General features: G+C 60.3%; 12 protein-coding genes and 1 tRNA gene. 6 read left to right on the top strand and 7 right to left on the bottom strand.

All coding sequences use genetic code 11. The annotated features are described in order from the left end of the window. The first annotated feature begins 54 nt into the window (after positions 1–54). The gene (gene proP / locus ACIOMO_RS02400) at positions 55–1560 is read left to right on the top strand and encodes a glycine betaine/L-proline transporter ProP (protein WP_401237817.1); all 1506 of its coding nucleotides are present in this window, start codon (positions 55–57) and stop codon (positions 1558–1560) included. Here proP and ACIOMO_RS02395 read toward each other — a convergent pair. Together ACIOMO_RS02395 and ACIOMO_RS02390 are read right to left on the bottom strand one after the other, a co-directional pair. Further along, complete coding sequence (locus tag ACIOMO_RS02395) at positions 1550–2143, bottom strand: nucleotidyltransferase domain-containing protein (RefSeq protein ID WP_401237815.1); 594 nt, start codon at positions 2141–2143, stop codon at positions 1550–1552. The two genes, proP and ACIOMO_RS02395, sit on opposite strands and share 11 nt — an antisense overlap. 1046 nt (positions 2144–3189) lie before the next feature. Further along, positions 3190–3795, bottom strand: a complete 606-nt coding sequence (locus ACIOMO_RS02390) for a TetR/AcrR family transcriptional regulator (protein WP_401237813.1) — start codon at positions 3793–3795, stop codon at positions 3190–3192. 157 nt (positions 3796–3952) lie between these two features. On the opposite strand from ACIOMO_RS02390, the gene ACIOMO_RS02385 reads away from it, so the two are divergent. Then, a complete protein-coding gene (locus ACIOMO_RS02385) occupies positions 3953–5335 on the top strand; it encodes an aspartate aminotransferase family protein (protein WP_401237811.1) in 1383 nt (460 codons plus the stop codon). A 281-nt stretch (positions 5336–5616) separates the two neighbouring features. Beyond that, entirely contained in the window at positions 5617–7320 is a 1704-nt protein-coding gene (locus ACIOMO_RS02380) for an amidase (RefSeq protein WP_401237809.1), read from the top strand. 149 nt (positions 7321–7469) lie between these two features. On the opposite strand, the gene ACIOMO_RS02375 is transcribed toward ACIOMO_RS02380, so the two are convergent. Next, on the bottom strand, positions 7470–7535 hold the full coding sequence (locus ACIOMO_RS02375) for a hypothetical protein (RefSeq protein WP_401239397.1): 66 nt from the start codon (positions 7533–7535) through the stop codon (positions 7470–7472). Here ACIOMO_RS02375 and ACIOMO_RS02370 point away from each other — a divergent pair. The 3 genes from ACIOMO_RS02370 to ACIOMO_RS02360 all read left to right on the top strand — a co-directional run bounded on the left by ACIOMO_RS02370 (position 7507) and on the right by ACIOMO_RS02360 (position 9497). Then, entirely contained in the window at positions 7507–8772 is a 1266-nt protein-coding gene (locus ACIOMO_RS02370; RefSeq protein WP_401237808.1) for an OprD family porin, read from the top strand. The two genes, ACIOMO_RS02375 and ACIOMO_RS02370, sit on opposite strands and share 29 nt — an antisense overlap. A 196-nt stretch (positions 8773–8968) precedes the next feature. Then, on the top strand, positions 8969–9214 hold the full coding sequence (locus ACIOMO_RS02365; RefSeq protein WP_053120009.1) for a type II toxin-antitoxin system ParD family antitoxin: 246 nt from the start codon (positions 8969–8971) through the stop codon (positions 9212–9214). Beyond that, entirely contained in the window at positions 9207–9497 is a 291-nt protein-coding gene (locus ACIOMO_RS02360; protein ID WP_401237807.1) for a type II toxin-antitoxin system RelE/ParE family toxin, read from the top strand. Before ACIOMO_RS02365 ends, ACIOMO_RS02360 begins: the two co-directional genes overlap by 8 nt. Before the next feature lie 64 nt (positions 9498–9561). Here the strand turns inward: ACIOMO_RS02360 and ACIOMO_RS02355 are convergent. The 4 genes from ACIOMO_RS02355 to fdhE all read right to left on the bottom strand — a co-directional run bounded on the left by ACIOMO_RS02355 (position 9562) and on the right by fdhE (position 13952). After that, a tRNA-Sec gene (locus ACIOMO_RS02355) sits at positions 9562–9657 on the bottom strand. 6 nt (positions 9658–9663) lie between these two features. After that, complete coding sequence (selB, locus tag ACIOMO_RS02350; RefSeq protein ID WP_401237806.1) at positions 9664–11580, bottom strand: selenocysteine-specific translation elongation factor; 1917 nt, start codon at positions 11578–11580, stop codon at positions 9664–9666. Continuing rightward, positions 11577–12980 (bottom strand): L-seryl-tRNA(Sec) selenium transferase, encoded by a 1404-nt coding sequence (selA, locus tag ACIOMO_RS02345; protein ID WP_401239395.1) that lies wholly within the window; start codon positions 12978–12980, stop codon positions 11577–11579. The genes selB and selA overlap by 4 nt, the downstream gene beginning before the upstream one ends. A 45-nt stretch (positions 12981–13025) precedes the next feature. After that, complete coding sequence (fdhE, locus tag ACIOMO_RS02340) at positions 13026–13952, bottom strand: formate dehydrogenase accessory protein FdhE (RefSeq protein ID WP_401237805.1); 927 nt, start codon at positions 13950–13952, stop codon at positions 13026–13028. Positions 13953–13955 lie beyond the last annotated feature (3 nt).

The following is a 13955-nucleotide window of genomic DNA, read 5'->3' as shown; positions in this document are numbered from 1 at the left end:
GCAATGCCATCAAACAGATAGCACCGATTCAGATCAGGTACAGGGAAACCGCCCATGAAATCCAATGAACAAAGCGTCAGTCCAATCAGACTGAAAGACATCACCATTGTCGACGACGCAAAAATGCGCAAAGCGATTACCGCCGCTGCGCTTGGCAACGCCATGGAATGGTTCGACTTTGGCGTGTACGGCTTCGTCGCCTACGTCCTCGGCAAAGTGTTCTTTCCCGGCGCCGACCCCGGCACACAGATGATCGCCGCGTTGGCGACGTTCTCCGTGCCCTTCCTCATCCGTCCTCTGGGTGGCCTGTTTTTCGGCAGGCTAGGCGATAAGTACGGGCGACAGAAAGTCCTCGCCGCGACCATCGTGATCATGTCGCTGAGCACCTTCGCCATTGGCTTGATTCCCTCTTATGCGTCGATCGGCATTTGGGCGCCGATCCTGCTGTTACTGGCGAAAATGGCTCAAGGCTTCTCGGTCGGCGGTGAATACACCGGCGCCTCGATCTTCGTCGCCGAATACGCGCCGGATCGCAAACGCGGCTTCCTCGGCAGTTGGCTGGACTTTGGCTCCATCGCCGGTTTTGTTCTCGGTGCCGGTGTCGTCGTGCTGATTTCCTCGACACTCGGCGAAGACCAATTCGAGTCGTGGGGCTGGCGCCTGCCGTTCTTCCTCGCCCTGCCCCTGGGCATGATCGGCCTCTACCTGCGCCACGCACTGGAAGAAACACCGGCATTCCAGCAACACGTCGAAAAACTCGAACAAGGCGACCGCGAAGGCCTCGCCGATGGCCCGAAAGTCTCGTTCAAGGAAGTCGCCACCAAGTACTGGCGCAGCCTGATGACCTGCGTCGGCGTGGTGGTCGTGACCAACGTCACCTACTACATGTTGCTGACGTACATGCCGAGCTACCTGTCGCACAACCTGCACTACAGCGAAAACCGTGGCGTGCTGATCATCATCGCGATCATGGTCGGCATGCTGTTTGTGCAACCGGCGATTGGTTTTATCAGCGACAAGATCGGCCGCAAACCCTTCATCGTCGTCGGCAGTATCGGCCTGTTCATTCTGGCCATTCCGGCGTTCATGCTGATCAACAGCGGCAAGATCGGCCTGATCTTCTCCGGTTTGCTGATGCTCGCGGTGCTGCTCAACTTCTTCATCGGCGTCATGGCCTCGACCCTGCCGGCGATGTTCCCTACGCACATTCGCTACAGCGCTTTGGCCGCTGCTTTCAATATCTCCGTGCTGATCGCCGGTTTGACCCCGACCATCGTCGCCTGGCTGGTCGAAAGCACCAACGATCTGTACATGCCGGCCTACTACCTGATGGTCATCGCCGTGGTCGGCCTGTTCACCGGCGTCACCATGAAAGAAACCGCCAACCAACCCCTGCGCGGCGCGGCCCCGGCGGCTTCGGATCTGGCGGAGGCGAAGGAGCTGTTGAAAGAGCACCACGACAACATTGAGCAGAAAATCGAAGACATCGATGCCGAGATTGCTGAGCTGGAGGCGAAGCGCAAGAACCTGGTGCAGCAGCATCCGCGGATTAATGAGTGAGGTTGGCAATCCATTCGTGCTGCGGATGCAATCGTTGTAGATGATCTACCAGCCATTGCCGATCCTCGCCAGAGAGATTCGGCAATGCGCGGGTGAAATCGCCCTGGTCTTTGGGGCGGGTATTCTTGGCTTTGAACAGCAGCGTGGCGGCGGGTCTCAGGTATGGGATGCCGCTTGCGCTGAGGGCGACCATTTCCGCGCGTGGATAGACAATCGACGTATCGCGTTTATAGACCCACGACTGCGCACTCCCCGCCTCAAGCATTACATCCACTCGCCAGGCATTGGCCTCGGTATCAAAACCCCATACCTGAAAAATGTCGTCGCCGGGAAGAACATGCTCCGGCAGGCATTCGAACGCGCCGTTTTTGACGGTGTAGAACTTTAGCTCCGATAACGTCTGCCGGAACAATGGGAAATCCTCACGCAGAACTGTGAACTCCAGGTCACTGTGTTCACGGGTTTGCTGCCCGTGCCACAGATCCAGCGCCCATCCGCCGACCACGCACCATGGGCGCGCGAGGTGTTGCAGGCGTTGCGACAAATGTTCAGGCGTCCACGCCAACCATGCGTATTCATCCATGATTCAATAACTTCCTCGTCCTTAGAATTTGAAATGCGATTCCCTTGTGGGAGCGGGCTTGCTCGCGAATGCGGTGTGTCATTTACCACATCGGTCTTAGTTTGGTTATTGGGGTTTGGGGTTTGGGGGCATATCCGTTGCTGCGGTGATGGCTGCTGGCGGTTTCGCTCTTACAGCGAGTCACCTTTTCCAGACGCCGAAAAGGTAACCGAAAAGGCTTGGCCCCGGCGTACGGCACTTCGCTGAGGCTCAGTGTTCCCTCGCTACGGTGTCCATCCGGGGGCATCGCCTACGGTTTGCTTCGCTGCACCTCCTCTCGATGTGTGCGGCTTCGCCGCACGGCGCTACGCGCCTGATCCCCGGATGGACACCTACGCTCGGCCTGCCGAAGGGGCTTGAGATCAAAAGCCAGATCAAGATCAAAGGCCCCTCACCCTAGCCCTCTCCCGGAGGGAGAGGGGACTGATTGCGTGGATTGGGAGAGATACGCCGACGTGAAAGACCGAGTCGAACGCATATCTTGAAAATCCCACCAATCGGCCCCCTCTCCCTCCCGGAGGGAGAGGGGACTGATTGCGTGGATTGGGAGAGGTACGCCGACGTGAAAGACCGAGTCGAACCCAAATTTTGAAAAGCCCACCAATCGGCTCCCTCTCCCTCGGGAGAGGGCTGGGGTGAGGGGCGAAAACACCACAAAAACCAAAGCCAAGCACGCCCGCCCTTCACCACTCAATAGGCCGAGTGCCAGCTCGCCTGCTCTTGATCTTGACTCACCGGCCCGTCGGCAGGCTGAGTGTAGGGATTGATCCGGGGTGGGAGCGCAGCGACCGTTTGGCGCAGCCAAACCCAGCGAGAGGAGGTGCAGCGAAGCAAACCGTAGGCGCTGCCCCCCGGATAAATCCCGGAGCGAAGGAACCCGAGCCACAGCGAGGGCCGAACGTCAGGGCAAAGCCTTTTCGGTTACCTTTTCGGCGTTTGGAAAAGGTGACTCGCCGTAAGGGCGAAACCCTAATCAGCCCCACCCGCAGCAACGGATATGCCCCCAATCACCCAACCAACATCCCATGACACATCAACCCCAACACACTCCGCATATGCCGAGAATGCGCCTCCCGATCCGGCGTCACCTCAGTCGCCAACCGAATAAACGCCACATTCGCATACTGATTAAACACCGTCGCCGCCACATCAATATCAACCGAGTCGCGAATCCTGCCAACCCCCTGAAAATGCACGAGCAGCGCCTTGGTCTCCTCAATCACCGCCGCATTCCAAGGATCAAGCGCACGAGCCAATTCCCCGGTAAACAAAAACGGCGCCAACTCCCGCCACAGTGAAGCCGGCATAGCCTCCAACTGGTAATGCGTCATCAACCCCTCAAACGCACACAACGCCTCCAGCGGATCACTATCATCATCAAGACGATCCCGCGAATCACGCATCGCCTTCTCATCCGGCTGCTTCAGCAACGCCAACAAAATCTCCTGCTTGCCGCCGAAATAATTCACCACCGTCGGCGCCGACACCCCGGCCTGCACCGCGATCTGATCCAGCGTCGTCGCCGCAAACCCGTTGGTCTTGAACAGCTCCAGCGCCGCCTCGGCAATCACCTGCCGGCGCTGTTCCTTTTGCCGCTCTCGAAGTCCGCTCATGTTGCCTCTAATGATGCTTGCCAATGACCCTCAGCCTACGGCGATATTTTTTCACCGACAAATATTTTCTTTACAAAAATATTTTTAGGTGACAAAACTTTACTCGTGCAGCGCGGCAACGAACGCACTCACCCGCCCTTTTCTCTGGAGATCAGCCATGTCCGCCGAATTCGATTCGACCCGCAGTACCAGCGATTACCAAGCCGCCGATGCCGCGCACCACATTCACGCGTTCGTCGACCAAAAGGCCCTCAACGAAGAAGGCCCACGGGTGATGGTCAGCGGTGATCGCCTGGCACTGTGGGACAACGATGGCAATCGCTACCTCGACGGCATGTCCGGCCTGTGGTGCACCAACCTCGGCTACGGTCGCAAGGATCTGGCCGCCGCCGCGACCGCGCAGCTGGAACAGCTGCCCTACTACAACATGTTCTTCCACACGACCCACCCGGCGGTGATCGAACTGTCCGAGCTGCTCTTCAGCCTGCTGCCCAAGCACTACAGCCACGCGATCTACACCAACTCTGGCTCCGAAGCCAACGAAGTGCTGATCCGCACCGTGCGCAAGTTCTGGCAAGTGATGGGCAAGCCCGAGAAGAAAATCATGATCGGCCGCTGGAACGGCTACCACGGCTCGACGCTGGCAGCGACGGCGCTGGGCGGCATGAAGTTCATGCACGAAATGGGCGGCACCATCCCGGACGTCGCGCACATCGACGAGCCGTACTGGTTTGCCCACGAAGGCAATCTCAGCCCGGAAGAGTTCGGCCTGCAAGCCGCGCGGCAACTGGAAGACAAGATTCTCGAACTGGGCGCCGACAAGGTCGCCGCTTTCGTCGCCGAACCGTTCCAGGGCGCGGGCGGCATGATCATTCCGCCGGCTACTTACTGGCCAGAAATCCAGCGCATCTGCCGCAAATACGACGTGTTGCTGTGCGCCGACGAAGTGATCGGCGGGTTCGGCCGCACCGGCGAATGGTTCGCACATCAGACCTTCGGTTTCGAGCCCGACACCCTGTCGATCGCCAAGGGCCTGACCTCTGGGTACATCCCTATGGGCGGTTTGATTCTGTCGCGGCGTATGGCCGATGCACTGGTTGAGAAAGGTGGCGTGTTCGCCCACGGCCTGACTTATTCCGGGCACCCGGTGGCGGCTGCCGTGGCGATTGCCAACCTCAAGGCGTTGCGCGATGAAGGCGTGGTCGCTCAGGTGAAGGCTGATACCGGGCCGTACCTGCAAAATTGCTTGCGCGAGGTGTTTGGTAATCACCCGTTGATCGGCGAGATTCAGGGCGTCGGCCTGGTGGCCGCGTTGCAGTTTGCTGAGGACAAGGCCAGCCGCAAGCGCTTTGCCAACGAAAACGACATGGCCTGGCGTTGCCGCACGATCGGTTTTGAAGAAGGCTTGATCATCCGCTCGACACTGGGCCGGATGATCATGGCGCCGGCGCTGGTAGCGACCCGGGCGGAGCTGGATGAGTTGATCGACAAGACCCGGATTGCCGTGGATCGCACGGCGCGGGAGTACGGCGTCCTCTGATCTTCGTCACTGCACAATCCCCCTGTAGGAGCTGCGGCACGCTGCGATCTTTTGATCTTGATCTTGAAAAACAAAATCAAAAGATCGCAGCGTGCCGCAGCTCCTACAGTTGCCTACCCAGTAGCCATTGGCGGACAAAGTTAGATCCCGCCGATTACTCCGTGCGCCGCTTGGTGTTAAATAGGCGCCAGTCTTCACCTTGTCGCTTAAAGCTGTGCAACGAGAACCGATATGAACACCCATTCCAAGAAAAACACCCACATTCCAACGGCGGTGACCGCATGATCGAAGTCACCGAAGTTTCCATTGCGCAACTGCGCGCTGCGCTGGAATCCGGCCAGACCACCTCGGTCGAGCTGGTGCAAGCCTACCTCGCGCGCATCGACGCCTACGACGGCGCCGACACCCCGACGGCGCTGAATGCCGTGGTGGTGCGCAACCCTGAAGCGCTGAACGAAGCGCAAGCCGCCGATGCCCGTCGCGCCAAAGGTGAAACCCTTGGCCCGCTCGACGGCATCCCCTACACCGCCAAAGACAGTTATCTGGTCAAAGGCCTGACCGCCGCGTCCGGCAGCCCGGCGTTTGCCGATCTGCTCGCCCACCGCGACGCCTTCACCATCGAGCGCCTGCGCGCGGCCGGGGCGATTTGCCTGGGCAAAACCAACATGCCGCCGATGGCCAATGGCGGCATGCAGCGTGGCGTTTATGGCCGCGCCGAGAGCCCGTACAACGCTGATTACCTGACCGCACCCTTTGCCTCTGGATCCTCCAACGGCGCCGGGACTGCCACCGCTGCCAGTTTCGCCGCGTTCGGTCTGGCCGAAGAAACCTGGTCGAGCGGTCGCGGCCCGGCCTCGAATAATGGCCTGTGCGCCTATACGCCGTCTCGCGGCGTAATTTCGGTGCGCGGCAACTGGCCGTTAACCCCGACCATGGACGTTGTGGTGCCGTACGCGCGCACCATGGCTGACTTGCTCGAAGTGCTCGACATCGTCGTCGCCGAAGACCCGGACACCCGTGGCGATCTCTGGCGTCTGCAACCGTGGGTGCCGATCCCGAGCGTCAGCTCCGTGCGCCCTGCTGCTTATGCTGATCTGGCAGCAGATTCCAAAGCGCTGGCCGGCAAGCGTTTCGCCGTACCACGCATGTTCATCAATGCCGATCCTGAGGCTGGCACCAGCGAAGCACCGGGCATCGGTGGCCCGACCGGCCAGCGCATCAACACCCGCGAATCGGTGATTGATCTGTGGAAACAGGCACGTCAGGCACTCGAAGCGGCGGGCGCTGAAGTCATCGAAACCGACTTCCCGCTGGTCTCCAACTGCGAAGGCGATCGCCCCGGCGCGCCGACCGTGTTCACCCGTGGTCTGGTCTCGAAAGAGTTTCTTCACCATGAGCTGTGGGATCTGACCGCTTGGGCGTTCGACGACTTCCTGCAAGCCAACGGCGATCCGAAGCTCAATCGTCTGGTTGACGTCGACGGGATGAAAATCTTCCCGCACGAGCCGGGCACCCTGCCCAACCGTGAGGGCGATCTGGTCGCCGGCATGGACGAATACGTGCGCATGGCTGAACGCGGGATCACGCCGTGGAATGAAATCAGCACCGTGCCCGATGGCTTGCGTGGGCTAGAAGAGACGCGTCGCATCGATCTGGAAGAGTGGATGGATAAGCTCGGTCTCGACGCCGTGCTGTTCCCGACGGTGGCCGATGTGGGCCCGGCGGATGCCGACGTTAACCCGGCATCGGCGGACATCGCCTGGAGCAACGGCATCTGGGTGGCCAACGGCAACCTCGCGATCCGTCACCTCGGTGTACCGACCGTCACCGTGCCGATGGGCGTAATGGCCGACATCGGTATGCCGGTCGGCCTGACCTTCGCCGGTCGCGCTTACGACGATTCGAGCCTGCTGCGCCTGGCCGCCGCATTCGAATCGACCGGCAGCAAACGCCAGATCCCGCCCCGCACCCCGCCATTGTCGTAACACCATCCCTGTAGGAGCTGCGGAACGCTGCGATCTTTTAATCCTTGGTTTTTTGTAATCAAGATCAAAAGATCGCAGCGTGCCGCAGCTCCTACAATGGCCCATCAAGTCAGCACATTGGCTCAATCGCCTGCTCTGAAATCCCGCGATCATCGGTGCCACTTCAATTGCTGCTGGCCTCCGACCATGATCGATCGCGCACCCTCGCGTCTCACCCTGCTAGCCCTGCTCTGTGGTCTGTCCGGAACCGGCGCCGCCAGCGATTTCTTTGACGACGCGAAAACCGAAATCCTTCTGCGCAATTTCTACCTGAGCAACGACTACCGATCCCCCTCACCTAGCGGCAAAAACTATAAACAGGAATGGGCGCAGGGTTTTATCGGAACCTTCTCATCAGGTTTCACTGAAGGAACACTTGGCTTTGGCATAGACGCCCACGCCTTTTCCGGGTTTAAACTCGATGGCGGCAAGGGCCATTCCGGCACGGGTTTGCTGCCGGTCGACAGTGACGGCCGCAGCGAAAACAACTACTCCAGTGCCGGCGGTGCACTCAAGCTGAAAACCTCAAGCACCACTCTGGCGTTCGGCGAAATGACCGTAGAAACGCCGGTCTTCGACACCTCCGACAAACGCCTGCAACCGGAATACGCCACGGGTTTCCTGCTCAACAGCCAAGAGATCGACAACCTGAATCTAGTCGCCGGTCATTTCACCGCGTTCAAGAATCAGGACAGCTCATCGGGCAAAGGCGATTTTTACGGCTACGGCGCCAATACCGAAGCCGGCGGCATCAGTTTTATCGGCGCCGATCTGTTCGCGGACAGCCCACTCGGCGGCGCGCTCTACGCCTCCGACCTGAGCGACACCTGGCGCCAGTACTACGGCAATCTGCACTTCAAGCAATCCGGCCTGCTGCTCGACGCCAACCTCTACCACACCCGCGATACCGGCCAGGCGCTGGCCGGCGCGATCGACAACACTGCGTTCAGCCTTTCCGGCAAATACGCCTTCGGCCCGCACGCAGTAATGCTCGGCTGGCAGCGAGTCAATGGCGACACACCGTTCGATTTTGTCGGCGGTGACTCGATCTACCTCGCCAACTCGATCAAATACGCCGACTTCAACGGCGCCCACGAACGCTCCTGGCAAGCACGCTACGACCTCGACCTCGGCGCCTTCGGCATCCCCGGCCTGACCTTCATGACCCGCTACGTCACCGGCGACCACATCGACGGCACCCACGCCCCGATTGGCGGCGCGTATCAACTGCAACAAGGTGATGGCGGCAAACACTGGGAGCGCGACATCGACATGAAATACATCGTCCAGTCCGGCGCGGCAAAAGACCTCTCAGTACAACTTTCCCATGTCTCCCACCGCGCCAACGAAGCCCAGGCCGGCGACGACATCGACCGCCTCTACCTCGTCATCCAATACCCGCTCGCCTTCTGACAGAACAAATCACCCTGCCCGAAACACAATCAAAACTGTAGGAGCGGGCTTGCTCGCGAAAGCGGCGCATCAGTCGCCCGCAATGTTGACTGACCCACCGCTTTCGCGAGCAAGCCCGCTCCTACAAGAGAGCACCTTATCGCACCAATAGTATGATAAATTCCGCGCTATCGACCCTTTCACTGGAGGCCCGATCATGGGAACCGTTCGAAAAACCATCACCGTGACTGACCAACAAGATAACTGGATCAAAGCTCAAATCGACGCCGGCCATTACACCAACGACAGCGAATACATTCGCGATCTGATCCGACGTGAACAAGAACGCACTGCTGAACTTGAAACGATTCGTGCAGCGCTTCGCGAAGGTGAGTCCAGCGGCAAACCACGCCCCTTCGATCCAGAGGCATTCAAACAGAGAATGCTGACTACGCATGGCTGAATATCGCCTGACACCTGCTGCCGAGGGCGACCTCGAGGCGATCTGGAGTTATACCGCGCAACAATGGGGCTTGGATCAGGCAAATCGTTACATCGATATTCTCACCACTGCATTTGCTCAATTGACTGAGCGTCCCAAAACAGCACCTGCCTGCGATGCCATCCGTGTTGGTTATCGGCGCTGCAGCGTAGAACGGCACATGATCTACTTTCGCGTTACGGCCTATGGCATTGCGATCATTCGAATCCTGCATGATCGGATGGATGCGCAACGCAAACTTTGAACATCAAAAGATCGCAGGCTTTTGTAGGAGCTGCCGAAGGCTGCGATCTTTTGATTCTGCTAATTGGCGGAAGGCAGCCGGAGTCGAACCTGCCCGGGAACGGATGCCGTCCCCAACCGGGTTTGAAGCCCGGCCGCGCCACCGGGCGCGATTGCCTTCCTTGAACTCAGTGCGCGCTGGTGTTGGCCAGTGCGTTGTCGTAGCGGATTTGCCGTGCTTCGCCGCTGCGCCGGGTCAGGCCGAGACGGTCGAAGTATTCGAGGAACTGAATACAGCGTTTGCGTCCCAAGCCTAGCGCATCGCGGAAGGTTGTCACCTGGATCTGCGGATTTTCCTTGGCCAGTTGCAGGAGGATCGCCGCCATCCTGCGCAGTTGGCTATCGCTGAGGAACAAGTCGCGCACCACTTGATGCATCAACCCCAGCCGCGCCAGTTTGCGCAACAGCAAACGCACCACGGCATCATCCTCGCCAAGCATCTTCGCCACGTCGCGCACCCACGGCGGATCGAAGCCGCCGTTTTCAAACAGCGGTTGCAGTCGCTGCCAGAGGATTTCGTCCTCGGCATTCAGGCGCACCTGATGATCCGGTAGATGCAGCCACGGGCCGCTGGCGGTGATCGCGCCGGCGTCGCGCAATTCGTCGAGCAAACTGGCAAACGTCGAACGTTCCAGCGGCAGCGCACTGAAGCGTCTCAGGCGATCACGATCCGGGCCCATCTGATCGGGCTCCAGTTCATGAAACTTCGCCAATTGCTCCAGCAGGGTGAATTTCAGCTGCCCCCAGCGCTGCACGTTGAATAGCACCGGGCCCTGGCGCGTCTCGATCAGGCGCACATTCTCAGGCAAAGACCAGCTTGCGCGCGGTCGATTGAACTGACGTTCCAGCCGTTGCGGGCCGAGGCCGCCGGCGCTGTGATCAAGCAACGCTGGCAACACCTGCTCAAAACTTTCGCTGGCAGCCAACGCCTGCAACTGCGCCAAACGCTCAGGACTGCGGCGCTGTCGGGCCGGGGCAAACGGATCCAGCACACGCCCGCCACCAAGAGTGCGCTGAGCGCTGGAATCACGCAGGATCAGCCGATCGCCCTTGACCGCATGCACCGGCGCGTTGATCAGCAGTTGCGCGAACATCCGCTCGCCAGCACTCAGGCGCGACCCTTCAAGCAGCGCCACCCGCGCGATCACGTCCTGCGTGCCGAGATGCACATGCACCGGATGAAAATGCTCGAAAGTCCGTTCGCCCGGCAGCAATTGAAATTCGATATCCACGCGCTGAGTCGGAGCATGCAACCACTCCGGCAGCAGCCATTGCCCGCGATGGATCTGCGCCAATTCCAGGCGTTCGCCGCTCAGATTCAGCGCCACCCGTTGCCCGGCGAAGGCTTGCTCAGCCGCCTGATTCTGCGCGTGCAACCCGCGCACCTTCACCGGTTTCCCGGACGGCCCAAGCGTGAGTTTGTCGCCGACAGAGACCTCGCCCGACAGCGCCGTGCCCGTCACCACAATCCCCGCACCGGCGACGCTGAACGCCCGATCAATGGCCAATCGAAAACCACCCTCACGACTGCGTTCCAGCACTTCACGTTGCGTTTGCAGCAACAGTTCGCGCAGTTCATCAACGCCCTGCCCGCTCACGCTCGAGACAATCACAACCGGCGCCTCGGCAAACGGCCCGGCCTCCAGCAGATCGAGCACCTGACGCTGCACTTCTTCCACCCTGCCCGCCTCGACCCGGTCGCACTTGGTGATCGCCACCAACGCGCGCGGAATGCCGAGCAGTTCGACGATCGCCAGATGTTCACAGGTTTGCGGCATCACGCCGTCATCCGCCGCAACCACCAGCAACACCAGATCTATGCCTTGCGCCCCGGCGAGCATGTTATGGGTGAATTTTTCGTGCCCCGGCACATCGATAAATCCAGTCAGGCCCGCGCCCGGTTCGAGTTCGGCATACAGATAACCAAGGTCAATGGTCATCCCGCGTTCGCGTTCCTGCGGACGACGATCACCGCTTTGTCCGGTCAGCGCTTGCAGCAGCGATGTCTTGCCGTGGTCGATATGCCCCGCTGTGCCGACAATCACGGATTGACCTGCAACTGCGGCAGCTGCGCCAGCCACGCCGGTTCATCGTCGAGTTGGCGCAGATCCAGCCACAGCGCATCGTCGTCGATACGTCCGAGCACCGGGATCGGCAACGCGCGCAGTGCCGCTTCAAGATTCAACAAGCAACGCCCGCGCAGTCGCTTGGAAACGTGCGGGCGCAGACACAACGCCGCACTCGGTAAACGCGCCACCGGTTGGCTGCCGCTGCCGATCATGCCCAAGGCCTCAACCGCACTGACCTGCCAACCCTCGCCCAGCACTTCAGCCAGCGCCGGTTGCAAGCGCGAGGCCTGCGCAAAGATGTCCGCCTGCGGTCGAGTCAGCAGTCGCAAGCTCGGCAGACGCTCGGCCAGTCGATCCGGATCGCGATACAAACCCAGCACCGCTTCCAACGCGGCCAAGGTCAACTTGTTGACACGCAACGCGCGTTTCAGCGGGTTCTTCTTGATCTTCGCGATCAGCTCTTTGCGCCCGACGATCAAACCGGCCTGCGGCCCCCCGAGCAATTTGTCGCCGCTGAAGGTGACGATGTCCGCGCCATCGAGCAGCGCCTGACGCACCGTCGGCTCGGCCGGCAAACCCCAGCGCGTCAAATCGAGCAAACTGCCGCTGCCCAGATCCTCCAGCAACGGCAAAGCATGCCGATGCGCCAACTCGGCCAGCTCAGCGGTGGGCACCCGCGCGGTAAACCCTTCGATGGCGTAATTGCTCGCATGCACGCGCATGATCAAACCGCTGCGTGGGCTGATCGCTGCTTCGTAGTCGCGCGCATGGGTGCGATTAGTGGTGCCGACTTCGTGCAGACGCACGCCGGCGCGGGCCATGATGTCGGGGATGCGAAAGGCGCCGCCGATCTCGATCAGCTCACCGCGCGAGATGATGCCTTCCTTGCGCGCGCCCAGACTGTTGAGCGTCAGCAGCACCGCCGCAGCGTTGTTATTGACCACGGTGACGGCTTCGGCGCCGGTCAGTTCGCGGATCAGGCCTTCGATCAAATCATCGCGATCACCGCGCTTGCCGCTGGCCAGATCGAATTCGAGATTGAGCGGATAACGCGCGGCCATTTGCACGGCTTCAATGGCTTCGTCCGGTAACAGCGCGCGGCCCAGATTGGTGTGCAACACCGTACCAGTGAGGTTGAACACCCGGCGCACGTTACTGCGTTGTTGCTGCGCCAAGCGTTCGCCGACGCGACCGGCGAGCACTTCGAGGCTGATTTCAACCGCCGACAATTGCCCATTCAAGACGCCGGGACGCAGTTCATCAAGCAGTTGGCGCAAGCTGTTCAGCAACGACTCACGCCCATAACGCTCGGCCAAAGGAGCGCAAGCCGGGTGACGCAACAAACCATCAATGGAAGGTAACCGCAGGGACATCAGCCACTCCTGGAGACAGATCACTGCGCCAGAGTGTAGACGCTCAGATCATTCGTCTCCCGGTGCCAGCAACAGATTCGGCGCCAGACGCTGATAACCGTCCTGTGCCAGTCGCATGTCCAGCAACAAACTGGAGAGATCCGCCGACAGCGCCTCGGCGTCAGCATCGTTTTCCAGATAAACCAGTTTCAGATAACTGTTACACCCCGGACAGACCTCAGCCCGCAACGGCGCCTGATTCGCCGCGTGGCGATCATCCTCAAGGCTGAAATAATCCAGGCCCTTACTTGATTCGCAATACACGCACTTGACCCGCACCACATGCCATTCGCAGGCACACAGCGAGCAGACCAGATAGCGCAAACCGTTGTGCTTGCCACGATGACGGATCACCCCCGCCATCGCCGGCGAACCGCAGGCCGGGCACTGGCTGAGGCTATCGCCGGGTTTCAATTTCAGATCCGGTGCAGTGAGCAGCCAATGGCTCCACGCCGCTTGCAGCGCCGCCCCGAGAAACGGCACCAATTGCGCCGCCACCATCGAATACTGGCCGCTGACCAGCGCCACCGCCCACGCGCGCAACTGGCCGGAACTGGCGCCGCGCAAGGTGTCGACCGCCTCGACAACAGCAGGCTGTTCACCCGGCTGATAACGTTGCAACAAAGCCTCGAGATAAGCCTGCCAACCCTCCTCGCGCACCAACGTATCCGCCGCGAACGGCGGCAAACCATGCTGCTGACACGCCTCGATCCGTTGCTGATCAAACGGCGCGGTCAGCGGCGGATCATCGAACACCTGCTGCTGAACCCGGCATAAACCGGCGATCAAGCGCAAATACTCAGCCAACGGATGCCCCTCGGCCAACTGCTCGAGGCGATCAGCGCGCAGGGAAAACAGATTGTGCGGCGGCAGGTGCAGAAACGGCGGCGAACTGGCCGCCGCTTCGATTTCCCCAGGTTCAAGAATGGTTGGCAAAAG

The organism is Pseudomonas sp. NPDC087804, assembly GCF_044742965.1.
Lineage (GTDB): Bacteria > Pseudomonadota > Gammaproteobacteria > Pseudomonadales > Pseudomonadaceae > Aquipseudomonas > Aquipseudomonas rustica.
The sequence above is the reverse complement of the archived record's forward strand: the minus strand, read 5'-3'. Positions and strand labels throughout refer to the sequence as shown.

What these genes read in the sequence shown, in the direction of transcription:
- proP (WP_401237817.1), top strand. Translation starts at nt 55, where the DNA reads ATGAAATCCAATGAACAAAGCGTCAGTCCAATCAGACTGAAAGACATC.
- ACIOMO_RS02395 (WP_401237815.1), bottom strand. Translation starts at nt 2,143, where the DNA reads ATGGATGAATACGCATGGTTGGCGTGGACGCCTGAACATTTGTCGCAA.
- ACIOMO_RS02390 (WP_401237813.1), bottom strand. Translation starts at nt 3,795, where the DNA reads ATGAGCGGACTTCGAGAGCGGCAAAAGGAACAGCGCCGGCAGGTGATT.
- ACIOMO_RS02385 (WP_401237811.1), top strand. Translation starts at nt 3,953, where the DNA reads ATGTCCGCCGAATTCGATTCGACCCGCAGTACCAGCGATTACCAAGCC.
- ACIOMO_RS02380 (WP_401237809.1), top strand. Translation starts at nt 5,617, where the DNA reads ATGATCGAAGTCACCGAAGTTTCCATTGCGCAACTGCGCGCTGCGCTG.
- ACIOMO_RS02370 (WP_401237808.1), top strand. Translation starts at nt 7,507, where the DNA reads ATGATCGATCGCGCACCCTCGCGTCTCACCCTGCTAGCCCTGCTCTGT.
- ACIOMO_RS02365 (WP_053120009.1), top strand. Translation starts at nt 8,969, where the DNA reads ATGGGAACCGTTCGAAAAACCATCACCGTGACTGACCAACAAGATAAC.
- ACIOMO_RS02360 (WP_401237807.1), top strand. Translation starts at nt 9,207, where the DNA reads ATGGCTGAATATCGCCTGACACCTGCTGCCGAGGGCGACCTCGAGGCG.